The 22,022-nt window shown below is 36.8% G+C and carries 22 protein-coding genes; 11 read left to right on the forward strand and 11 right to left on the reverse strand.

Annotated features, from left to right (window positions below; genetic code table 11):
• Window positions 1-168: 168 nt before the first annotated feature.
• From CD001_RS12400 to CD001_RS12440, 9 genes are all read left to right on the forward strand, one after another.
• Window positions 169-921 (forward strand): hypothetical protein, encoded by a 753-nt coding sequence (locus CD001_RS12400; protein WP_096188014.1) that lies wholly within the window; start codon window positions 169-171, stop codon window positions 919-921.
• Between the two features lie 472 nt (window positions 922-1,393).
• Window positions 1,394-2,164 carry a DeoR/GlpR family DNA-binding transcription regulator gene (locus tag CD001_RS12405; RefSeq protein WP_179298721.1) on the forward strand — a complete coding sequence of 257 codons (771 nt, stop codon included), beginning with the start codon at window positions 1,394-1,396 and terminating at the stop codon, window positions 2,162-2,164.
• Between the two features lie 607 nt (window positions 2,165-2,771).
• Window positions 2,772-3,560, forward strand: a complete 789-nt coding sequence (gene phnX / locus CD001_RS12410) for a phosphonoacetaldehyde hydrolase (RefSeq protein WP_096188016.1) — start codon at window positions 2,772-2,774, stop codon at window positions 3,558-3,560.
• 13 nt (window positions 3,561-3,573) lie between these two features.
• Complete coding sequence (locus CD001_RS12415) at window positions 3,574-4,713, forward strand: phosphonoacetaldehyde reductase (protein WP_142303585.1); 1,140 nt, start codon at window positions 3,574-3,576, stop codon at window positions 4,711-4,713.
• A 125-nt stretch (window positions 4,714-4,838) separates the two neighbouring features.
• Entirely contained in the window at window positions 4,839-5,840 is a 1,002-nt protein-coding gene (gene phnD, locus CD001_RS12420) for a phosphate/phosphite/phosphonate ABC transporter substrate-binding protein (protein ID WP_096188018.1), read from the forward strand.
• Between the two features lie 77 nt (window positions 5,841-5,917).
• Window positions 5,918-6,706, forward strand: coding sequence for a phosphonate ABC transporter ATP-binding protein (gene phnC, locus CD001_RS12425; RefSeq protein WP_096188019.1), 789 nt, complete (start codon window positions 5,918-5,920; stop codon window positions 6,704-6,706).
• Window positions 6,681-7,475 (forward strand): phosphonate ABC transporter, permease protein PhnE, encoded by a 795-nt coding sequence (gene phnE / locus CD001_RS12430; protein ID WP_179298722.1) that lies wholly within the window; start codon window positions 6,681-6,683, stop codon window positions 7,473-7,475. The genes phnC and phnE (CD001_RS12430) overlap by 26 nt, the downstream gene beginning before the upstream one ends.
• Window positions 7,472-8,260, forward strand: coding sequence for a phosphonate ABC transporter, permease protein PhnE (gene phnE, locus CD001_RS12435; RefSeq protein ID WP_096188021.1), 789 nt, complete (start codon window positions 7,472-7,474; stop codon window positions 8,258-8,260). Before phnE (CD001_RS12430) ends, phnE (CD001_RS12435) begins: the two co-directional genes overlap by 4 nt.
• Before the next feature lie 24 nt (window positions 8,261-8,284).
• A complete protein-coding gene (locus tag CD001_RS12440; RefSeq protein ID WP_096188022.1) occupies window positions 8,285-9,208 on the forward strand; it encodes a metallophosphoesterase in 924 nt (307 codons plus the stop codon).
• 202 nt (window positions 9,209-9,410) lie between these two features.
• Here CD001_RS12440 and CD001_RS12445 read toward each other — a convergent pair whose 3' ends face one another.
• The 4 genes from CD001_RS12445 to CD001_RS12460 all read right to left on the reverse strand — a co-directional run bounded on the left by CD001_RS12445 (window position 9,411) and on the right by CD001_RS12460 (window position 11,189).
• Window positions 9,411-9,980 carry a GNAT family N-acetyltransferase gene (locus tag CD001_RS12445; protein ID WP_096188023.1) on the reverse strand — a complete coding sequence of 190 codons (570 nt, stop codon included), beginning with the start codon at window positions 9,978-9,980 and terminating at the stop codon, window positions 9,411-9,413.
• A 29-nt stretch (window positions 9,981-10,009) separates the two neighbouring features.
• Window positions 10,010-10,276: a hypothetical protein gene (locus CD001_RS12450; RefSeq protein ID WP_096188024.1), complete on the reverse strand. Its 267-nt coding sequence runs from the start codon at window positions 10,274-10,276 to the stop codon at window positions 10,010-10,012.
• Window positions 10,277-10,517: 241 nt separating this feature from the next.
• Window positions 10,518-10,610 carry a YjcZ family sporulation protein gene (locus CD001_RS27320; protein ID WP_096188025.1) on the reverse strand — a complete coding sequence of 31 codons (93 nt, stop codon included), beginning with the start codon at window positions 10,608-10,610 and terminating at the stop codon, window positions 10,518-10,520.
• A 207-nt stretch (window positions 10,611-10,817) separates the two neighbouring features.
• The gene (locus tag CD001_RS12460; protein ID WP_096188026.1) at window positions 10,818-11,189 is read right to left on the reverse strand and encodes a YmaF family protein; all 372 of its coding nucleotides are present in this window, start codon (window positions 11,187-11,189) and stop codon (window positions 10,818-10,820) included.
• A 379-nt stretch (window positions 11,190-11,568) separates the two neighbouring features.
• Here CD001_RS12460 and CD001_RS12465 point away from each other — a divergent pair, with 379 nt between their 5' ends.
• Window positions 11,569-12,027: a hypothetical protein gene (locus tag CD001_RS12465; RefSeq protein ID WP_096188027.1), complete on the forward strand. Its 459-nt coding sequence runs from the start codon at window positions 11,569-11,571 to the stop codon at window positions 12,025-12,027.
• A 459-nt stretch (window positions 12,028-12,486) separates the two neighbouring features.
• Here the strand turns inward: CD001_RS12465 and CD001_RS12470 are convergent, their stop codons facing one another.
• Both CD001_RS12470 and CD001_RS12475 read right to left on the reverse strand, forming a co-directional pair.
• Window positions 12,487-13,089: a hypothetical protein gene (locus tag CD001_RS12470; protein WP_096188028.1), complete on the reverse strand. Its 603-nt coding sequence runs from the start codon at window positions 13,087-13,089 to the stop codon at window positions 12,487-12,489.
• A 216-nt stretch (window positions 13,090-13,305) separates the two neighbouring features.
• Entirely contained in the window at window positions 13,306-13,656 is a 351-nt protein-coding gene (locus CD001_RS12475) for a DUF4363 family protein (protein ID WP_096188029.1), read from the reverse strand.
• A gap of 105 nt (window positions 13,657-13,761) precedes the next feature.
• On the opposite strand from CD001_RS12475, the gene CD001_RS12480 reads away from it, so the two are divergent.
• On the forward strand, window positions 13,762-14,625 hold the full coding sequence (locus CD001_RS12480) for a DUF421 domain-containing protein (protein WP_096188030.1): 864 nt from the start codon (window positions 13,762-13,764) through the stop codon (window positions 14,623-14,625).
• A gap of 76 nt (window positions 14,626-14,701) precedes the next feature.
• On the opposite strand, the gene CD001_RS12485 is transcribed toward CD001_RS12480, so the two are convergent.
• The 5 genes from CD001_RS12485 to glcT form a co-directional block, all read right to left on the reverse strand.
• Complete coding sequence (locus tag CD001_RS12485; protein ID WP_179298724.1) at window positions 14,702-15,496, reverse strand: potassium channel protein; 795 nt, start codon at window positions 15,494-15,496, stop codon at window positions 14,702-14,704.
• Window positions 15,497-16,189: 693 nt separating this feature from the next.
• Entirely contained in the window at window positions 16,190-17,461 is a 1,272-nt protein-coding gene (locus CD001_RS12490) for an ammonium transporter (protein ID WP_257009800.1), read from the reverse strand.
• Window positions 17,462-17,703: 242 nt separating this feature from the next.
• Window positions 17,704-18,660: a DUF4349 domain-containing protein gene (locus CD001_RS12495; protein ID WP_096188033.1), complete on the reverse strand. Its 957-nt coding sequence runs from the start codon at window positions 18,658-18,660 to the stop codon at window positions 17,704-17,706.
• Between the two features lie 269 nt (window positions 18,661-18,929).
• Window positions 18,930-20,954: a glucose-specific PTS transporter subunit IIBC gene (gene ptsG, locus CD001_RS12500; protein WP_096188034.1), complete on the reverse strand. Its 2,025-nt coding sequence runs from the start codon at window positions 20,952-20,954 to the stop codon at window positions 18,930-18,932.
• Window positions 20,955-21,137: 183 nt separating this feature from the next.
• Window positions 21,138-21,971 carry a glucose PTS transporter transcription antiterminator GlcT gene (gene glcT / locus CD001_RS12505; protein WP_096188035.1) on the reverse strand — a complete coding sequence of 278 codons (834 nt, stop codon included), beginning with the start codon at window positions 21,969-21,971 and terminating at the stop codon, window positions 21,138-21,140.
• Window positions 21,972-22,022: the final 51 nt, after the last annotated feature.

The raw sequence follows: 22,022 nt of genomic DNA on the forward strand, positions 1-22,022 counted from the left end.
AAAAATTTTAAGCGGGCGCAAAGAATATTGCAACAGGGATATCATAAGATAATATATGCAGCGGAAGTGTTGGGCTTTTATGGGTGATTATCACTCTATACGTCACATTTACATATATATATAAGATGGGTTACAGAGTAAAAAAAATTGGAGTAATGGGGTTATACGATGAAAAACATCTTTTTTAGGGCAATGCCAGGGTTGTTCAAAAGAAAGGACATTGAAAGCAGCAATCAGCAGTATTTTTACAGTAATAAAGTCATAAAATCTATTTCCAGGCTGGAAAGTGCAAACAGTAAGCTGTTAGAGAATTTAGAGGGTCTGAAAAACTCTACAGTACAAATTGGGGAGAAAACAGAAGATTTATTTAAATTTACAGCGAGCATCAAGGAAACGCAAGCAGAGGACATAGAGAGAATCAGCGAACAGGTAAACGTACTGAATAAAAATCAAATTAAGGAAATAAAACAGGTGAACGGCCAATTACATGATATACAAAAAAAGCAGCAGGAGAAAATCAGCAATCAACTTGCTATTATTGAAAAGAAGTTTGAGGGTCTGAAGGCTGAGCAGGATTTATTTAAAGTAAACATGGTAAACGAAACTGAAATTCTTAAAGTGTTAATCGAAAACCTGGGTGAAAAGATAGAAAATCTGCAAGAAGAGCAAAAGGAAGAAATAAACTCCTTAGCAAGTGATATAGCTACTGTAAAGAGGGACAGCGAAGAGAATAATGGCATACACTTAAAAAACAACCGGTTGAACAGTGATATGCTTCACAAGCTTCGTGAGCATTATATTGATATGGAACAAAAGCAGATGGCCGAGCAAAAGTATATGTCTAAACTCCTTTCCGAGCTTAGGAAGGATATAACAGAGCTGCATAAAATAATCAAAGTAGCTGAAACAATCAGACTGTAATAGTCCTAAAAAAATTTCCACCATGTCCTTAAAGGAGCATGTTTTTTTTTTATTTTTAAGGCAATTTTCTATAAGTTAGCTGCTTTTTAAAATTTATCACTATACTCTGTTTATACACAGTCGTTTCATCTAAAGGTAAATATGGGGGAATACGCGACAGCTTTACTCACCCGTACTTAACAGGAGGCTTTTCCTGGGAAGGCTTGGAGGTTTGTCAGCGGATAAATTATGATAGGGATTCACAAAAGTATAAATCAAAATAATTCCCGAAAAAGAAAGGGTCAAACTATTATCATAAAAACATTTATATTATAATAGCAACTAGCAGATTGACTGAGAATGGTTAAAATACAAAAAAAGCGTAGCATTTCAATTTTTTTCAGGAAAGCAATATCACTTTTCGTTCATTTCCCCTGAAGCATAATCATGAAATAACTATATAATCCCAGAATAATCGGGAAGGATGGTTCTAATGTTAACACCAGAAAGGCAGAAGCTGATTTTGATGGAGTTAGAAACGAAAGGCAATGCTTCTGTTCATGACTTAAAATCGCTGTTACAAGTTTCTGTTGATACCGTTCGCAGAGATTTAAAAACTTTAGAGAAGCAAGGGAAAATTACGAGAGTTCATGGTGGCGCGGTTTTGAAAGAAGAGGTTGTGACGAATCAGGCATTTGAGAAAAGAAAAAGATTATTTCAAGACCGAAAGAGTGAACTTGCAAAAGCTGCAATGGAATATGTCAAAGAACATCAAGCAATTTCTTTAAATGCTGGTACGACAAACATAGAGGTTGCAAAAGAGCTCGCTCTAAATTTTGAAAGGTTAACGATTATTACGAATTCATTAAACGTAGCAAATGTTTTTACTGGAAAAAAAGAATTTACGGTTATTGTAACAGGAGGCCTATTAAATCACGAAGAATTTTCCCTCTATGGAAGAAGTATTTCTGAAGAAATTAACCAATTCAATATTGATATCGCTTTTTTAAATATTAACGCGATATCAATCGAAAAGGGATTAACAGATTTTCGCCAAGGTGAGTTTGAAGTGATCAATGCGATGATTGAGAGTGCAGCAAAAACAATTGTAGTGGCTGACTCCAGTAAATATGAGACAGTTTCGTATTTGAAAATCTGTGATTTAGACGAAATTGACTTTTACATAACAGATAGTTACTTAGGTGACGAATTACTAGAAAAGTACAAAGAAAAGAATGTTAGAATCCAAAAAGCATACCGCTAAAAGTAAATTTATTTTGTTGAGACATGCTATTTTTCTTTATTAGTAAATAGAATTCGAAAATACTGTTGGAGGATGCTTTCTGCGGGAAACAGTATAATTAGAATAATTCTAGTTAGCGGCGGATAAAACGAGATTTTTGACGGTCCGAAAAGTCGAAAAAGTGCCGTCAAGAGGAGAGGTCAGCATCCTTTAAAGGATAAAACTGATGACGAATAAATAAATGTGAAGTTGATGAAAAATTGACGAGACTTATGCTGAAACAAGGGCGAGTTGAGATCCTTTGAGCTTGCTCGGAGTAGCTCAACCGTTCGTCTCTGCGGAAAGCGAGTCTAATTTTAAATCAATAAGAAAGTATTGTAAAAGCAAATATAGCAGCTAAGATTTAACAACAAATTGAGCTTACCACAAAAGGTAAGCTTTTTTTGTGATATAGAAATAAATATTTGCGTTTTTTGAATGAATAAAAAAGCAAATAACAGCAAAAATAAATAATAATATTGTGAATAAAATGTAAAATGTATGTAAAAAAGTGCAAATTGTATTGAATAATTCAATTTGTTCTATAAAATGAAAGATGTAATCAAATTTAAATGAATGGGGGAATCGTATGAAAAGTCGTATACAAGCAGTCATATTTGATTGGGCAGGAACTGTAGTTGATTATGGGTGCTTTGCACCAATTGAGGCATTTATAGGAGCGTTTCAAGATGTCGGTATTGAAATTACGTTAGAAGAAGCTCGAAAACCGATGGGACTATTAAAGATGGATCATATAAAAGAAATTTTAAACATGAAACGTGTAAGGGAAGAATGGAAAACAACATTTGCGACGGATCCTGAACAAGGAGATATCGATGATCTGTACAGCAGATTTGAAAAAAAACTGTTCGAGAACTTACATGTTTTCACTGATCCGATTCCAGGTACAACGCAGACGATAAATATTTTGAAAAGTAAAAATATTAAAATTGGCTCCACAACTGGTTATACAAGAGAAATGATCGACGTTGTCGCTAGACATGCAAAAGAAAAAGGCTATGAACCGGATTGCATCGTCTGCTCAGATGAAGTTCAACGAGGCAGACCATTCCCTTATATGATTTTTCAAAATATGACTCAGCTAGAAGTGTTCCCTCCAAAAGAAATATTAAAAGTTGGAGATACAGTTACAGATATGATGGAGGGGAAAAATGCCGGTGTGTGGACGATCGGGATCGTCAAAGGAAGTAGTGAGCTTGGTTTGACTGAAGATGAAGTTTTAAAAATGGATGAACAATCATTAATGAAGCGGATCGATAAAGTCACTCAACGATTTAAAAATGCCGGGGCAGACTATGTGATCGTTACTATTGAAGAGTTACCAGAAGTTGTTAATAAGATCGAAAAACAGCTATGAAAGGACATTTATTATGAATCAATTTTTTAATCCAGTGAAAGTATATACAGGCATTGAAGGAGTAGAGCAATTAGGGATTGCATTAGAAAACGAGCTTCAAAAAGTAGAGAGGATTTTAGTGCTAACTAGGGGGGGGGAGGTTCATCTGAATCCAAACTTAAAGCCGATCATGACAGCTATCGAAAAAGTCGAATATCAAATTGTTGAATTGGAAATATCAAACCCTGATATTTCAGAGATTCTTAGAGTCATAAAGGATATCGAACACTTCGACTTTCAAATGATTGTTGCTATTGGTGGAGGAAGTATACTGGATGCAGCTAAAACATTGTCAGCATTTAAACATATATCGGTAAGCAGGATAACGGATATGCGAAAGGTGATTGTCGGGAATTTATATAAAAGTAATAAACAAATAATACCTTGGATAGGAATACCGACAACCTCTGGAACTGGTTCTGAAGTGACGAGTTGGGCAACGATCTGGGATAAAGAAGTTGGGAAAAAGTATTCGATTTCCGATGAAAAGTTGTATGCAAAAAGAGCCGTGATCATTCCGGAACTAACATTATCATTACCGACTAATATTAGTGTTTCAACTGCTCTAGATGCCATGTGTCATGCAACGGAAGCATATTGGTCAGTACATACGAATCCGATTTCACGACTCTATGCCCTTGAAGCAATAAGAAAAATAAGAATGTATCTACCTCAATTACAAAATAACATGGAAAAGGTAGTTGTGCGCAAACAATTGGCGATGGCAAGTTTGTATGCAGGGCTTGCATTCAGCAATACGAGAACAACCGCCTGTCATTCTATATCTTATCCACTCACGTTGCTTCATGGAATTGATCATGGACTGGCAGTAAGTTTATCGTTAGGTGCTGTTCTGAAAATCAATGCACCTGCAATCACAGAGTTAGATCAATTGTTAGCAGCCTACGGTGTGCAAGAAGTGGAAGAAGTAGAGCAGTTTATTATTCGTATTTTCCAACAGTATGATTTACCACATCAGTTAAGTGACTACGGTGTTCATTTAGAAAATATAAGCAATATTGTAAATCGGGCATATACAAAAGGCCGTATGGATAATAACCCGGTAGAGATTACGAAGGAGAACTTAACTGAAATGATTCAAGAAATGATATAGCAGTTGTATATCTAAGAAAAGCATAAAGCGTAAGCCTAATGGCAATGTGACCTCGAGCGGATAGTTACTTGAGTCTAGAAAAAATCGAGAGATTGAAAGTTTTATAAAATGGAGGGAATATCCAAATGAAGCGGAGTATTTTAGTGTCTTTCATATTTATTGTATTGATTGTTGTCTTTTTGGCTGGTTGTTCTGATGATCATGAAGCATCCGGGGAATCGGGTTCGAATATGACGTCTGATTCTGACAGTGAAGAAGTAGAGAATGAAGCAGATGAAAATAATCAGGAAGAATGGCCAGAGGAACTCGTTTATGCGATTATTCCGACTGAAGATCAGGAAGAAATTATAAGCAGGCATGAAGTATTTGCTGAATACTTATCTGACCGCATTGGTATTCCTGTCACTATCTTTTCGGGAACAGATTATAATGCAAACATTGAAGCGATGCGCAATGATCATGTGCAGATTGCGTATTATGGTCCCTTTTCCTATTTGCTAGCGAAAGAACGAGCGGGAGCGGAACCTTTTGCAGTACATTTAAAAACCCCAGAGGATGAAGCTTTCTATACTTCCCAGTTTATCACGTTGGAAGGGAATGGGATTGAGAGTTTTGAAGACTTAGAAGGAAAATCATTTGCTTGGGTTGATCCAACTTCTACGTCTGGAAATTTATTTCCACGATCGCATTTAATCAATGAATTAAGCTTAACAGAAGATGGTGTTGACGATTTTCTTGGTGCAACGATTTTTTCTGGGTCCCACGAATCTTCCGTGTTGTCTGTCTTAAATGGAGATGTTGAAGCAGCGGCCATCTCCTCTGGTTCAGGAGTAAGGGCAATTGAACAATATGCGGATCATCGCAATGGTGAAAAGCTATTTACCTTTGGAGAAACGATGGATATCCCTTCTGCTCCGTATACGTATAAAGAAACTCTCCCAGAAGATTTAAAAGAGCTCATTCGCGAAGCGTTTTATGATGCATTAGAAGAACCGGCATTGGAAACCTATTTGCAAGATGCAGCGATGGAGGGAGGATTTATTCCAGTCACTCATGAGAACTATGAGGTGATTGAAATGACAGCCTCTGCACTAAACATGAGTCCAGAAGATTTATTGGGAGAATAATAGAAATTGAGAATAGGGAATTCGTTACATCCCTATTCTTCCTTAATACATTACGTATAGGAGGCTTTACGAGAATCATGGAACAAACGATTTTGGAAATAAATAATCTCAATAAAATTTATCCAGATGGAACAAATGCTCTTAAAAACATTCATTTATCGATAAACAAAGGGGAGTTTGTTGTCATCATTGGCTTAAGTGGGGCTGGGAAAAGCAGTTTATTACGCTGCATTAATCGATTAATTGAACCGAGTGACGGGTCCGTCGTTTTTAATGGAGACGATATTGTTCGTGCAAAGGGAAAAAAACTTAGGTTGATTCGCAGACAAATTGGAATGATTTTTCAACACTATAATTTAATCAAAAGAGTTACGACGGTCCAAAATGTCTTACATGGGAGGTTAGGCTATATGTCTTCCATTAAGGGCGGATTAGGTCTTTTTGAGAAAATGGATGTCGAGAGTGCTCTTAAGCTATTAGAAAGAGTAGGACTGTTAGATCAAGCGTTTAAAAGAGCCGATGAACTTAGTGGAGGACAGCAGCAACGGGTCGGAATTTCTCGGGCGATTGCGCAAAATCCTGCATTAATCATGGCAGATGAACCAATAGCTAGTCTTGATCCTGCTTCATCAAGAAATGTGATGGGATACTTACGGGATATTTGTAAGGAAGATGGGATTACTGCGATTGTCAATTTACATCAAGTTGAATTTGCGAAAGAGTTTGCTGACCGGATCATTGGAGTGAAGAAAGGGGAAATTGTTTTTGACGGTCGGCCAGAACAATTAACGACCGAAATGACAAGCATGATTTATGAAGGAAATGTACAGGAGAGCAAAGATGAACCAATATCAAGAGTATTGTAGATTACAAAAAAACAAATTATTGAACTCTTTACTAGTTTGGACCATCATTGTTGCATTAACCGTTTGGGCATATATGGACAACAGTTTAAACATTTCGATGCTCATAAATGGAATCGGGAATATCGCTCAATTTATTTACGTTGACATGATGCCACCCGACTTTTCTCAAGCTCCTCTCTATATTAAGCCTGTATTTGAAACATTATACATGAGTTTTATTGCTTTACTATTAAGTGTAGCGATTTCAATGATCTTAGGTATATTGGCGGCAAAAAATACAACCCCACATACGGCAATTGCTTTGATATCTAGAGGGATCATTAGTTTTATTCGTGCTGTTCCTTCGATGGTAGCAGGTCTGTTTTTTGTCGCTACTTTCGGAATTGGTGTGTTTGCGGGAATAATCGCGCTTGGTGTTGCCGGGATCGGAATTCTCGGTAAAGCTTATGCAGATAGTATCGAAGAGATCGAGAGCGGGCAACTTGAAGCGATTCGTTCGAGTGGTGCAAGCTGGTTTCAAATGCTTGGGCAAGGTGTCTGGCCACAGCTTAAACCGAGTTTTATTTCGTGGACATTTTATAAATTTGATACGAATATTCGGGATGCAGCGGTCATCGGATTAATTGGTGCTGGTGGAATCGGCTATTATCTTAATGGAAGTATTAAGTTATTTCAATATAAAGAAGCAGCATTTGGAATCTTCCTAATCTTCCTTTTGATAATCATCGTTGAATATATGACATCAAGGTTAAGGAAGAGGGCATTATGATGAGAATGAAAACGAATGAGGAGTACCGTAAAAGAGTATTGCACCTATTACTATTCTTGATGATCTTTGTCATTAGCATTTCTCAAATTGACCTTTCTTATGATCGTATTATAAGTAGTTTTGAGAGAGGAAGTTATATTTTAAAAGATATATTTCCACCGAAAATATCAGATTATGAGCTAATATGGCATGCAGCATTAGAGTCGATTCAAATTGCGATATTAGGGACGATATTGGGGATCATTTTATCTTTGATCCTATGTCTGTTTGCTGCTAAAAATATTTCCTATCATATTTCGGTCAGTTATTTCGTAAAGGGATTTGCAGGATTTGTTCGTGCAGTACCAGCGCTTATTTGGGCATTGCTATTCATTGTTGCCGTTGGACTTGGACCAACAGCAGGAATATTAGCGATCGGAATCAACAGTGTTGGAATGCTTGTGAAGATTTATGCAGAATCGATTGAAGAAATTGATGAAGGAATTATTGAAGCTTTACAGGCAACTGGAGCAAGTAAGTTTCAATATATTATGCGGGGCATTATTCCTTCAGTAGCTAGTATTTTTATATCATGGTCGTTATTTCGTTTAGATATTAATATACGCTACGCCTCTGTGTTAGGAGTCGTGGGAGCTGGTGGAATTGGTTGGGAGCTTGTGAGGAGCACTAGATTAATGAACTATGATGAAGCAATGGGAATAACGATTGTCATCTTTTTCATTGTTATTTTGTCCGAAGCTTTGACAAAGGTTTTAAAGAAAAGATTAGATACTACGACGGTTTAATTTTAAAATAGGGGTGATCGTTTAATGGAAGTTTTATCTCATTCTAGAAAATTTTCAATGATCTTAATTCCAGATACACAAAAAATGTCGAGACATCACCCGGGTGTGTTTATGAAAATGACGAGGTGGATCGTCGAATACGCTAAAAAGGAAACGATTAGTGCAGTGATTCATCTAGGGGATGTCGTTGATCGGGGCGCGAGAAATGAACAAGAATATATGTGCGCATCGAATGCCCTGGAAGTAATCGATCATGCTGACATCCCATTATTAATCGCTCCTGGCAATCATGATTATGATATACCGATTGTTTCTTCAGTGAAAAAAGTGGAGGAAAGTGAAAAGCGTTCATTGCAAATGTTCAATACGTATTTTGGTGTGAAACGGTTTCAGCATAAACCATGGTTTGGAGGAGTTTACGAAACAGGAAAAGCAGAAAATATGTATGCGTATTTAGATGACTATTTGATCGTCATTTTAGAATTTGGACCGAGGGATGAAGTACTAGAATGGGCAAATAAAATCATGGGAGAAAACGATCATAAAAAAGTGATTGTGATTACTCACTGCTATTTATATATAGATGGAAAGCGTACTTCGAAAGATGACGATGCAGCTCCGAAAAAATATGTGGCGACCAAAGATGACAATAATGGGGAAGATATTTGGCAAAAACTGATTAAACATCATAAAAATATCATCGCTGTATTTTCAGGGCATCACATTCCTGGTAACGTTAGTCATCGTATAGATGAAGGAACATATGCGAATCATGTTATTCAATCCTTTCAAAACTGGCAATCTACGGATTATGGCGGCTCTGGGAGAGTACGGATTGTTGAAATAGACCGAACGCACAATCATCTGGAATTGAAAGTTTTTAATACATTTGAGGAAACATATGAACACGAACCGAACTATCATCTTCAATTTAAATTAAGTGTCTGAGTAAGAATGAAAAGCACGGAAAAGCTTTCCGTGCTTAAATGAATAGCAGTAGTGAAGGTTCGTACCCCCATAATAATGGGAATATTTATTAACTTGTACGATAACATACGAGGTGGACAATCTTTTAATAAAAGGTCATATCGATAGACTGTATTTTTGCTTTTAGGAGTCGTTATATCCTTTATTCCTAGTCGTACAATGTCTATAATTTTCTTAATGAATTGTAATTTTTTTTTAGTAATGATAGTAAGAATACATCATTGAATTCGCCATCTAAATAATGGTGTTCGAGAAGTCGGCCTTCTTGTTGGAATCCATGTTTATCCATTAATTTAACAACATTGCTATTATTTACATTCGTATAAGCATAAATTTTATTAAGGTACATTTTATAAAAGCCGTATTCCATTAAGAACTTAATTGTTTCCGTTCCATAACCTCTGCCCCAATGTTTACTGGAAAAATTACCTCCAATTTCTGCATGATGTGATAATCGGTCCCAATTTCTAAACCCACACGTTCCAATTATTTTTTTAGATGCGTTTAATTCAATGCCCCAACTAATTGAATGATAGCCGCGATTAGCTTGTTGAAAAGAGTTTATTAACTCTTCCGCTTCTGTCATTTCTTTTAATGGTTCACTTTTATCGAACCTTAATACGTTAGGGTCTGAATAAAGAGAATAAATGTCATATTTATCATTTTTATTCACTTCTCTAAACGTTAAATTATTCGTTTTCAAAGGTTCAAAGGTTGGTCCTTTATCCTCCATTCAGAGTGCACATCCCTTTGCTGTACTTTTTAAAAAACAGGTCCTCGGCGAAATCGTCTTCTGCGAAAACGGAAGGCTGCGATCGAAGCTAATGCAACAACGGTTAACGCTGCAGCAGCGAAAAAGTAAGAGCAATGATCGGGACCTGATGGACTAGGACCAATCGGACGAAGATAAACATTTCTGCTGTCTACTCTTTCAATTGTACCAACATAAACTTTTCCGTGATGGTCTCTTATTTCAACCTCTGAACCGATATTGTCTTTACATAAATTATAATAATAGTCACAAGACATTTTCTATAACCTCCTTTGTTGTAAAGTGAAAAACGCATTACTACACTAGCACTATATGTTATGAACACGGAGTTCGATTTAGTTTAAACCCTATTTATAGGAGGATTTTCTATTATCGTCAAACGTTTATTTTTCAAGAGGTTAAATAAATTTTTTAAAAAAAATGCTAAAATGGCAGGCGTTATCCCTACCATAGTGAAGGCCTCTTAAAGCGTTTAGCAAGGAGGTGAAAGTTGCCTACTTAGTAACTATTAAAAGCGCATGCACATCCAACAATCACTAGCAGGATAAAAAGGACTAAAATAATCGGAGAGATTGTGTGTCCAAAACTCATATGAGCACCCCCTTTATTAATGTTAGTGTATTGTATGTTTATTATCAGACAAGATATAGTTCGTTTGCCGTTAAAATTCAAAAATAGGTTGTTGTTTGTTATTCAATTTCTAAAATAAATCCTAACATTGCAGAAAATCATGATTAGTAAGTCGACGGCTATCACGTAAGGATAGTTATTACAAGTGGATTTTAAAATGGTTTCGGTTTAGCCACTTGTCCTGCCACTAAACCGATGCCGATGTGGAGTATCACCATCGACAGTGGTGAACCCGCTAAATTTATGGAAATGTCTGCCGTCAGGACATTCAATGGCAGGTCCAGTTATTCCACGAATAACATGTTTATGGTTTGCATCAAAAGATGTGACCGTAAAAAAGCGATGTCCATGCTGAACTCCGCTTGGTGCTGGTTCAGTTCTTCCAGCATATCGATGATCATGCCCTACATCGAATGACGTGACACCTTTAAATTCATGAGTATGAACTGGGCGGCCATCCCATGAAGTAATATAAAGGTTATGCGAATGTACACCACCTTCGTCAGAGGAACACATAAAACCTGATACAGGTATATTCATCATATCTCCACCTTTTCTTATGAGTTATTCATTACTTTATGCCTTATGCATTTATAACGAGTGGAGGGATGAACTCATAAATGAAAATTGGATAACAATCTAACAAAACGCTAATTAAATCTATCAAATACTTATTCTTGTATTGTAGATAAAAAAAGTTCCAGTATCTGTTTAAGATGAATGGAACTATTATCAGACTGAGAGGGGAGTGAATGCCAGTTCATGCATAAGCAGAGCATTGAGGAAAATTTCTTTGTACTTTTTCTATAAAAAAGTCAGATCAGCTATTATTATAACTTGTTCAATTGACATACTTTAGGCGCAAAACACTAAATGATACATAAGATGGTATGGAATTTTAAAAAAGAGGGTGAAAGGATTGAACGGTTATTATCCTTACAGACAAGACTGGTCTCCAGTAGTTGAGTATTTAGACTTCAGTTTGAACGGTGAAGAAATGGTTTGCTCAATGACGACACAATTATTTTATATTCCTGCCACTGAAAATCTGGAAGGAAATCCGGAAATGCATGAACACCTTGTTCCAGCCTCCTATCATCGGGTAACAGCACTAGGTTGTGCAAAGCGGTTACAAAATGGTGAATACCATGATTCCATTATTCAAGCGATGATTGGATGTATTAATAATGCGTTAATGCAAGACGAGGAAGTAACGAAATGGTTAGGTGTTATGAGAGAAAATGCTCCAAGTGAATTTATACCGTTTATGGATTCTGTTATCAACTGGCAGCAGCAAACAGAACAAAGTTTAGCTTATGCGAAGCAGTTGCTAACCGGAATGGGGTATGATACTGAAAATGGAGAGCAAGCTTACTAAGGTGTCGTGTAGGATGAAAAGCTTCTAATGGTTATAAATGGAAAAACCGCCAATTCTGGCGGTTTTTTCTCTTAGAAGATGCGCCGTATACTAATGAAAGATCGGAGGAAGTGTTTTCATTAACGATATATGTTGCTCTCTTAATGTTACGTGTATACAATAGATCCTAGGGTGATCACGATCAAGAAGTCAAATATCGGCAATTGAGAAATCAAGCGTTTTCCCATCATCTTTGTCACAATAATTATAAGAGGGATAATCGTCATAATTCTAAAGAAAATAATGCCTATATCTTTTACTTGCTCCAAAAAGACTTCACATCCTTTAATATAAATGTCTCTAGAAAAGTATGTGCTAATTTTTTTGGAGTTATTTAGCTGTATTGATATTATTTCCAACGGCTGCTCATACTTCAGTCGCTTTATATGACAACAGCCATTCATTAACTAACTGTATCAATTAAACTACTTTGTGATTGCTGTTTCGGATAAGCCAAATCGTATATATTAGAAAAATAGACAAATCAAAGAGATAAACAATGCTCCAAAGATAACTTATAACGTTAGGGAGAACTTGAGCCAGGTATAAGAGTATTTCGCCGGAAGAAACATAGTTAGGTAATTCTTGAATAAATTGATGATTGATAAAAACCCATACGAAATGAGTCGCGAAAAATGCAAACGAATGTATGTAAAATCGTTTTCTTCGATTATTTATATAAGTATAAATGTCGCCTTTAAATGTAGTACGTTGCTGCTTAGCCATTTTTTCTTGTATGTACTGATCAAGACGTTGGAAATCAGAACGACCAAGCGTGCTAGCATATATGATAAATAGAAAGATGACGATTTGAAATAAAGATATCTTACCTGTGAAATAATAATCAATGCCAACGAGTACACCTTGGAAAAGGTTGCAAAAAATAATAAATAATAAGAATAATTGACTTAATCGAATGAAACCGAGCTTATATCGGCTTAATAAAAATAAAAAGATAAATATCCAAGTAAGACCTTCAGATATGGCAAAAGACAGCCATTCATATTCATACAGAAAAGACAAGGATATTTCACCACCTTCTTTTTCTATACAGTGTATGTCCTCAATTTCACAATCATGTTTGAGGGGCAATTAATGAATGTACATACCTAGGATCTTAACAACAATGTAGTTTGAAGAAGGGGAGGGAGGATCACATTCGTCTGTTGAAAGAACCGGGGACGGGAGCTCACTATTCACAAAGGACTAGCTCCATACGCAGAACTAGCCCTTTATCCATTAAAGATCGTATATCATCCGCATTCGATGTCTAATTTCATATAATCCAATCTTCGCTTCTAAGTCATCCTCTTCACGAACACTTACTTTAACTTTTTCAAGCTCGCCTTCAATATCTTTAAAATCATCGACTACACCTAGAAGCTGCATTTTCCACTTTCGTTCGTTATAGCTATTTTCAAACTCCTCAATGCGGGATTGCGCTTGCTCCCATTGTTCTTCTTCGATCTCTTCTAACAGTTCATCAATTTTATTAAAAAGTAATTCATCATTATCTGTGATTAAGACATTGCTGCAACTTGTAAGAAAAATGATGATAAGTAGCAAGTGAAAGAAATGATTTTTTCTCATGTGAACGACTCCTTTATTACCTTTTACTCCCTTAGTTGTATGTTTCCTATTATTTTGTCCAACAATATTTATAAATAGTACGAGATGATGGATGGAGTGAACTTCATGAACGAATTAGTCCAAGTAACCATTCGAGGAATAGCTGGATTTACGTTAATGTTAATTTTAGCTCGGATGATGGGGAAAAAACATATCTCACAAATTACGTACTATGAATATATTGTTGGGATTTCCATCGGTAGTATAGCGGCGGAATTAACGTTCGGCACGGAGGTAAGGGCGTCGAATTTTATCCTAGGAATGATTCTTTGGGGGGTTATTCCGATTGCACTTTCAAAAATAGAGTTAAAATCCTTTCGCTTTCGCACTTTATTAGAAGGGCATCCAACTTATTTAATTAAGGATGGTAATGTTTTAGAGGAGAATCTTAAAAAAGAAAATATTACGATTGACGAGTTTATGGTATTGCTTAGGGAAAAAGATGTGTTTAAATTATCGGATGTTGATTCCGTCATTTTGGAGAAAAATGGGCAAATAAGTGTGATGAAAAAAAGTCACCTTCAACCTCTAACTCCAAAAGATACAGGATTAGTCGTACAACAGGAACAACAACCGCGTATCGTTATTATAGATGGGAATGTGATGGAACGGAGTTTAACAGAATATGGCTATACAAAGGATTGGCTGTTAGCTGAAATTAGGAAACAAGGAGTACAAAACTTTCAAGATGTGTTTGTTGCGCAAATTGATTCGACTGGAAATGTCTACATAGATCAATATAACGATACAGAACAGGCTTCGCCAATAAAGCAGAAGATTTTAGTCGCAGCAAATATTAAACAGCTGCAGTCTAGCTTAATGGATTTTGCGTTCCAAACCGAAAACCAAGCAGTCAAAGAAATGTATCAATCTTATGCAAACCAAATGGATAAGTTAATTACAGATATGTCCGCTAATTTAAACGAGTAATATACAAAAGTATCTAATAAAAAAGAGATGATCTCGATGTCATCTCTTTTTTTCGGATAAATATGATGATCATAATTCACTGTGTGAAGTTATGTAGAGCTTTTGTGGCCATTAAAGAGGAAAATGGTTTGTTTGATAAAATAAATTCATCGACATAGTATTGATTTGTATTAGCAATATGATCTTCATCTAGAATTTCAACGACCGTATAAATATTGACATTGTGTTGTTTTGCCATATGTTTAATTGTTGAGGCAATTAATAACGTTTTACCATCTTCTGCTGAATGATCTACCCTATTATCAGATGAAAATATACAAACAGAATCTGCTTTCAAAACATTTGCTCTATTTAGTGTCTCCGTTTTTGTCGCGTCTCCTTGTACATAATGAATATTTGGATGCTGAATCGGGGAAGTGTTTAGCTGATCGATTAAAACAATTAAGCTATTTTGATTTTTTAACAACACTTCATCGGTTGTAATTTTTGTTTTTTGTGACCAAGTAACCATTACGATGTGATGTTCTCCTGTAAATCCCAGTCTTTCTTCCTCCTTATATTCCTCATATTTATTTATGACATCGATAAATTTCGCAATCATGATTGCAAAAAAGCCGATACCAATAAGATAGATGATGATGGAATAAAGTTTTCCGATAATGGTTTTTGGGATATAATCCCCGAAACCGACTTGTGAGACTGTTGTCATCACAAACCAAAATCCATTAAACGGATGTTTAAATTCTTTCGGTTCTAATAAATATACGATAAATGAGCTAATGACGATAAATATAATTCCTAATAGGATTAATTTCCAGTGGCTTATTTTAATTGTTTGTTGAAGCACTTTTTTTATGAGGCTAAATATCATAATAGTTACTCCCGGATTATTAGTCTTCATACCTCTAAGATTAAAAATGCCAGTCAGCATCCATTTTTAACGAATGGATGCTTATTTATTCATGATAAAGCTTCGAATACTTCTTATGTTCATCATTTACTTCATTAATTGTAAGGAAGGTGATAGGGGTTTTTCTTTTGTATGACCTTGATAGTAACGAGATTGAAATTTAGGATATATAAAGAAGAGAGCAGGCGGTGACCTACTCTCGTTATATTAGATTCTTTGTAAACCACAGGCTCTGCCTGTGTGAAAATTCCTTTAAAGGTTGTATTCGTGAGATCTCTTTAAAAGTAACGAATAGTTGGAAGGTATACTGTGCTTCTTCCTCTGCAAGGTTAAACGAAGAAGAGAATGCATCGAAGCAGCTTGATTGCTTTTCTTACGCCAAGGGACTCGAAATCTTCTCTTGGCGGTACTATGACTGCTTTTCCTACCGCCAAGGAACTCGAAATCTTCTCTTTACGGTACTTTTTCTGCTTTTCCTACCGTCAAGGAACACGGAATCTTCTCTTGACGGTACATTTACGATTTTTCGGACCGCCAAGGATGACGATCTCTTCTCTTGACGGCCCATTTACGCCTTTTCGGACCGCCAAAAGTGCCCTTATAGGGCGAAATTAAACCGCCCGTTTTACGGGCGGATACTTATTTCCGTTCTTATTATGCCCCTTTTTTATCTGATGTCATAATATTTTCTGGATATCCGTAGCTCCCGTGTTCACTAATGTCTAAACCTAAAATTTCTTCTTCTTCTGATACGCGGATTCCATTCATGACACGTTTCATCACGTACAAAATAATAAATGAGACGATAAAAGCATAAATACCAGATGCTAAAACACCAATCGATTGAACGCCTAGCTGTGTAAAGCCGCCACCGTAAAATAAACCTGGTAAGCCACCGTTCATTTCTGCTAGTGCAGGAGTCGCAAAGAATCCTGTTGAAAGTGTCCCCCAAACACCTGCAACACCATGAACAGATAGTGCGAAAATTGGGTCATCAATTTTTGCCTGATCAAAAAATTTCATACTTAGAAATACAATTAATCCACCAATTGTTCCGATTAGAACAGCTGCCCACGGAGCAACAAAAGCACACGATGCCGTAATGGCAACGAGACCTGCTAAAGCACCGTTTAGCATTGTCGGAACATCTGCTTTTCCGAGCATCGCCCGTGCGATCAATAATGCTCCTATTGCTCCAGCAGCAGCTGCTAATTGTGTATTTAGTGCAACATAGCCGAAGAAAGCATCTGCAACTTCTAGCGTACTACCTGCATTAAATCCAAACCAGCCGACCCATAAGATTAAAACACCGAGGGCGGTATATACTTGGTTATGCCCCGCTAAGTTGTTCGCAGTACCATCTTTATTAAATTTTCCGATTCGAGGTTTTAATAGAATTGTTGCGGCAAGAGCTGCCATCGCTCCAGTTAAATGGACGACTGTAGAACCGGCAAAGTCTTGCTTACCAAGTCCACCTAACCATCCGTCCCCCCAAATCCAATGAGCAACTACAGGATAAATGAAAGCTGTAAATAATACAGCGAAAATGACGTATACAGATAATTTTGCTCGTTCAGCAAAGCCACCAAAGGCAATCGTTAAAGCGATTGCTGCGAATGCTAATTGAAAAAAGAAATCAACAGAACCAATAAGTCCGTCAACAACAGTTGTAAAATCACCAAAGAAAAAGTCAGAAAAACCAATAATGCCATTACTTTCACCATAAATAAATCCGTAGCCTACTGCCCAAAAAACGACTGAGGCAATCCCAACGGTGAAAATCGTTTTACCAGCAATATGTCCGGCATTTTTCATTCTTGTTGAGCCAGCTTCAAGTAATATAAAGCCACCTTGCATAAGTAAAACTAACACTGCGCAAATCATAATCCAAATGTTATTCATTAAAAAAATAGAATCATCCATCATGCCAACTCCTTTCAGTATTATCCTTTTGTTAGTAGCTTTATTGAATTGAATACTAACTACTTTCTAAGTATACTTTTTCAAAATTCTGAATCTACAAACGTGTCAGACAATCTTACATTGTTTTTAGAATAAGGAATGAAGGTTGACTTCGTTGATCAGATCGAAGAATATGATGATTCGTTACGGATCATAAAGAAACTCCCTTGCTAACTGGACTAACAGTAGAAGGGAGTTTGTATGCTCTATTCTTCCTTTGACTTTTTAACAAATCGTCTATTGAAATAAATGTATATTCCACCAGCGATTAAGATAAACGGAACAAGGACGGGAGATAGTCCGATAAGAAAAACAATGATCGCCGAGAAGAAGTTGATGAGAACATTAATCGTATCCATAAAAAGACTTTTCGCTCGCTCAAACGTATTTAATGAATCCCGGTCTGGAACAGATGCGATGTTCACAGCTCTTTCATGAATACTGATGGAGACGGTCGAATAGTCTACATGATTTTCTAAGTAACTCATTCGCCCTTTAATTCTTTCAATTTCTTCTTGAGTATTCGCAAGGTCATTCGAAATTTTCAAGAGATCTTCTGTATTTTCTGCTTCATCTAGAAAACTAAGTAAACGTTCCTCTACCGTTTCTTGTGATCTGAGGCGGGATTCTAAGTCTACATATTCTTCTGTTACATCATTTCCGTGAGTTGACTTTTCCATGACCTCTACACTATTGGATTCTATGCCGTCAATAAAAGAGAAGAAATGTTCAGAAGGAACTCTGACGGTGATATTTCCAGTACGGTTTTCATTAGAATCTCCTTGATAAATCGATGACTCTACAACGTATCCACCAAGTTTATTTACTTCTTCCTGAATCATCTCTTGTGTTCGGTCGTATTCATTAACTTCAATAGAGAGGTGGCCATTGTAAATAACCATCCGCTCAGTGTCTTCATATTCTTGAATGTCACTATCAGTGTTATTTCTTGGTTCTCCGTCTTCTCCTACTCCTGAATCATCGGTGACTTCAGACTCTTCAACAGCACCAAAATCAGCTTGCTCTGTTGTGCTTTCTGAGTGGCTGACATCCTCCATATCATATTCTGCTGTATGTTGCTCATCATTTTGGCTGCATGCTGATAACATAAGGAGAAAGGTCGCTGCTATCAACACCGTCATTTTACTAAATTTTATGTTCATTTTTTGACCCCCTAGCGTCTTTTAATGAGATAGACGTAAGAAATTGGAAATAGTTACATCTAAAAAAATGATAGTCGATTACACTATGAGTGGATTAGAAGGGGAGTATGATCTTTATGAGAACTCCATTCCAAATAGAATTCAAAATCGCTATTGGCGGGTGAAAGCGAGCAAATAAACCGCAGGAGCTAGAATACCTTACATCTACTCGTTGCTAAAGAGAACTCATAAAAAAACGGACCCGATCATTAGCGGGTCCGTTTAAGTGGTTATTCTTTTATTTGTACGCGGTCAATTTCACCAGTGTTTGTGCTGCCTTCTTTTACGATATGAACAGATTGACTGTCACTTAAATTCGTAAAAATAACTGGAGTAATGACAGAAGGGGCATGTTTACTAATATAATCAAGGTCAAATGTAAGCAAAGGTTGCCCTACTTTAACATCGTCACCTTGTTCCACATGAGCTTCGAAACCTTCTCCTTTTAAATTAACCGTATCGATTCCTACATGAATAAGGATTTCAGTACCGTCTTCAGCTTGAAGACCGATCGCATGCTTCGTTGTAAATAAGTTGACGATTTTTCCATCAATTGGTGAAACGACCTTCCCATCAGCTGGATCAATGGCAAAGCCGTCACCCATCATTTTTTCTGAGAAAATCTTATCGGGAACTTCAGAAAGAGGTTTAATTTCCCCTTTTATCGGCATTGCGATTTTTGTTTGACTCGTAACAGAAGCAGGTGCCTTATTCGCATTTGTTTCTTCACGTTCTGGCGTTCTTCCGTTAATAATGTCTTCCATTTGACCTTTGATCGTTTCAGAGCGTGGTCCAAAGATTGCTTGTACATTTTTATCAATTTGCATCACACCAGAAGCACCTAGTTCTTTAAGGCGATCTTTATCGACTTTGGAAACATCATCGACTGTAATACGAAGACGAGTAATACACGCATCTAAATACGTTAAATTTTCTTTTCCACCGAACGCTTTTAATACTTCATAAGGCAGCTCATCTTTATTGCCTTGTGCTGCTGATTCTTCATTTTCCTGTGGTTCTTCACGTCCTGGAGTCATCAAGTTGAATTTCTTAATTGCAAATCGGAATCCGAAATAGTATATGACTGCAAAGACGAGTCCGACTGGAATGACAAGCCACCAATCTGTTCGGTTAGGTAAAATACCGTAAAGGAAGAAGTCGATAACCCCACCTGAGAATGTCATCCCTATTTTAATGTCTAAAAGATGCATCGTCATAAATGATAATCCAGCAAAAACTGTATGAACAGCGAATAATAAAGGTGCAACAAATAAGAAACTGAATTCAATTGGCTCAGTAATTCCTGTTAAAAATGCTGTTAATGCAGCTGAACCCATAATCCCTGCAACGACTTTTTTATTTTCAGGACGTGCACAATGATAGATGGCAAGGGCAGCAGCTGGAAGTCCGAACATCATAAATGGGAACTTACCAGTCATAAATGCACCGGCAGTTAATTCTGCACCGTCACGAATTTGGTTAAAAAAGATTTGCTGATCTCCGCGAATAATTTCTCCAGCCGCGTTCGTGTAAGAACCGAACTCAAACCAGAAAGGTGAATAGAAAATATGGTGCAAACCAAATGGAATTAAAGCACGTTCAATGACACCGAAAATAAAAGTGGCGATCGTACGGTTAGACTCCGTCATAAAATATGAGAACGTGTTAAGTCCATCTTGAGCAAATGGCCATAGGAAGTTCATGATTACACCGACAAGAATTGCAGAACCTGCAGTAATAATCGGAACAAAACGTTTTCCAGCAAAGAAGCCTAAATAAGATGGAAGCTCTATGTTGTAAAACTTGTTGTACATGTATGCTCCTAATAGACCGGCAATAATTCCTCCGAATACTCCAGTTTGTAGTGTAGGAATACCGAGTACATTAGCAAACTCTGGATTTTCTCCTACCATTTCTGCTTCAACCCCGGTCATGACGCTCATCGTTACGTTAATGATTAAATAACCGATGATCGCAGCGAGTCCGGCAACACCGTCGCCTTTAGAAAGCCCGATTGCAACTCCGACTGCAAATAGGAGTGCTAAGTTATCAAACACGATTCCCCCGGCTTCTTGCATCATTTCTGCTAATAGAGCAATCCATGGAGTGTCTAAAAAGCCAAATCGTGCAATCATATCAGGGTTTTGCATCGCATCACCAAATGCGAGCAAAATACCAGCAGCAGGTAACAGTGCAACTGGAAGCATAAGGGAACGTCCGACTTTTTGGAGTGTCCCAAATGAATTTTTAAACATGATTCATTCCTCCTCGAAAAAATATAAAATGATAACGTTGAATCTTGCAACAAACAAAAAAGACATGAGGGAAAAAGAATGCAGTTATCCTGTCAGAAGATAGACTTGACCTATCTACAGGTTGTAACTACAATCCTTTTCTCTCATGCCTGCATAACCAGTAACACGGAAAAGTTGTATTTATCATTCATTATTATTCAGTCTCTGCAAGTGCAAAGTCAGATAAACGGCCTCTGCATCAGGAACTGGCTTTTGCAATCGTTGTTGCATAATTTTCATCAACTTCCAAGAGAGAGTGTAACATATAGGATATTCTAATTGCAACACTTTTTTAAGGCTGCTTTGATTTTCCATATATGTTTCTGTTTGAATTCTTTCAATCGTATGGTGAAGATGACGAACGAGCCGTAAATAATTCATGTCTTGGCGGTCAATATTTATTTTTAAATAATCTTCAATGATAAGCACGAGTTCATTTACGAGCTGTGTATGTTTATTAATTTCAGCCAGGTTTCGATTCGTCAATGCACTATGAATGTGCAAAGTAATAAATCCGACTTCACCTTCTGGAATACGAATGTTCAGCTTATCATTCAGCCACTCAGTTAACTTCGTTGCTACCGCATATTCTTTCGGGTAAGCTAACTCCGTTTCTTTTAAAAATGGATTTTTTATTCCATGACCTTGTTGTATTCTTTTTACTGCGAAATACAAATGATCTGTTAATCCGACATGAATATGTTCGTTTAGCTTCCTGTTAAACTCCTGCTCTAATTTATCAATAAATTCATTCATGATTCCGATAAATTCTTCATCTACATACTCAAGTAAGTTCATATATTGTTTTTGTTCTTCTGCATTTTTAAGAACAAAGAATTTCTCAGCATGTTCTCCAGCTACTTCATGTCCTGGTTTTTTACCAAAACCAAGACCTTTTCCGATTAGTACAACTTCTTCGTAATCTGGGTGTTGGGCGATGATTACGTTATTATTCAATACTTTTTTGACGGACAGCATATCATCAACTCCGAAAAGGGACTTCATTGTAACGCTCTATGTTCCATGAAC

Source organism: Evansella halocellulosilytica, assembly GCF_002335745.1.
Taxonomy (GTDB): domain Bacteria; phylum Bacillota; class Bacilli; order Bacillales; family Salisediminibacteriaceae; genus Bacillus_CA; species Bacillus_CA halocellulosilytica.

Bases quoted from the DNA above. Each gene is read 5' to 3' on its own strand.
- CD001_RS12460 (WP_096188026.1), bottom strand. From the start codon at position 11,189: ATGAATATACCTGTATCAGGTTTTATGTGTTCCTCTGACGAAGGTGGT.
- phnC (WP_096188019.1), top strand. From the start codon at position 5,918: ATGGAACAAACGATTTTGGAAATAAATAATCTCAATAAAATTTATCCA.
- CD001_RS12495 (WP_096188033.1), bottom strand. From the start codon at position 18,660: ATGAACATAAAATTTAGTAAAATGACGGTGTTGATAGCAGCGACCTTT.
- CD001_RS12480 (WP_096188030.1), top strand. From the start codon at position 13,762: ATGAACGAATTAGTCCAAGTAACCATTCGAGGAATAGCTGGATTTACG.
- glcT (WP_096188035.1), bottom strand. From the start codon at position 21,971: ATGCTGTCCGTCAAAAAAGTATTGAATAATAACGTAATCATCGCCCAA.
- phnX (WP_096188016.1), top strand. From the start codon at position 2,772: ATGAAAAGTCGTATACAAGCAGTCATATTTGATTGGGCAGGAACTGTA.
- phnD (WP_096188018.1), top strand. From the start codon at position 4,839: ATGAAGCGGAGTATTTTAGTGTCTTTCATATTTATTGTATTGATTGTT.
- ptsG (WP_096188034.1), bottom strand. From the start codon at position 20,954: ATGTTTAAAAATTCATTTGGGACACTCCAAAAAGTCGGACGTTCCCTT.
- CD001_RS27320 (WP_096188025.1), bottom strand. From the start codon at position 10,610: ATGAGTTTTGGACACACAATCTCTCCGATTATTTTAGTCCTTTTTATC.
- CD001_RS12475 (WP_096188029.1), bottom strand. From the start codon at position 13,656: ATGAGAAAAAATCATTTCTTTCACTTGCTACTTATCATCATTTTTCTT.
- phnE (WP_096188021.1), top strand. From the start codon at position 7,472: ATGATGAGAATGAAAACGAATGAGGAGTACCGTAAAAGAGTATTGCAC.
- CD001_RS12490 (WP_257009800.1), bottom strand. From the start codon at position 17,461: ATGATGGATGATTCTATTTTTTTAATGAATAACATTTGGATTATGATT.
- CD001_RS12485 (WP_179298724.1), bottom strand. From the start codon at position 15,496: ATGATATTTAGCCTCATAAAAAAAGTGCTTCAACAAACAATTAAAATA.
- CD001_RS12405 (WP_179298721.1), top strand. From the start codon at position 1,394: ATGTTAACACCAGAAAGGCAGAAGCTGATTTTGATGGAGTTAGAAACG.
- CD001_RS12445 (WP_096188023.1), bottom strand. From the start codon at position 9,980: ATGGAGGATAAAGGACCAACCTTTGAACCTTTGAAAACGAATAATTTA.
- CD001_RS12415 (WP_142303585.1), top strand. From the start codon at position 3,574: ATGAATCAATTTTTTAATCCAGTGAAAGTATATACAGGCATTGAAGGA.
- CD001_RS12450 (WP_096188024.1), bottom strand. From the start codon at position 10,276: ATGTCTTGTGACTATTATTATAATTTATGTAAAGACAATATCGGTTCA.
- CD001_RS12440 (WP_096188022.1), top strand. From the start codon at position 8,285: ATGGAAGTTTTATCTCATTCTAGAAAATTTTCAATGATCTTAATTCCA.
- CD001_RS12400 (WP_096188014.1), top strand. From the start codon at position 169: ATGAAAAACATCTTTTTTAGGGCAATGCCAGGGTTGTTCAAAAGAAAG.
- phnE (WP_179298722.1), top strand. From the start codon at position 6,681: ATGAACCAATATCAAGAGTATTGTAGATTACAAAAAAACAAATTATTG.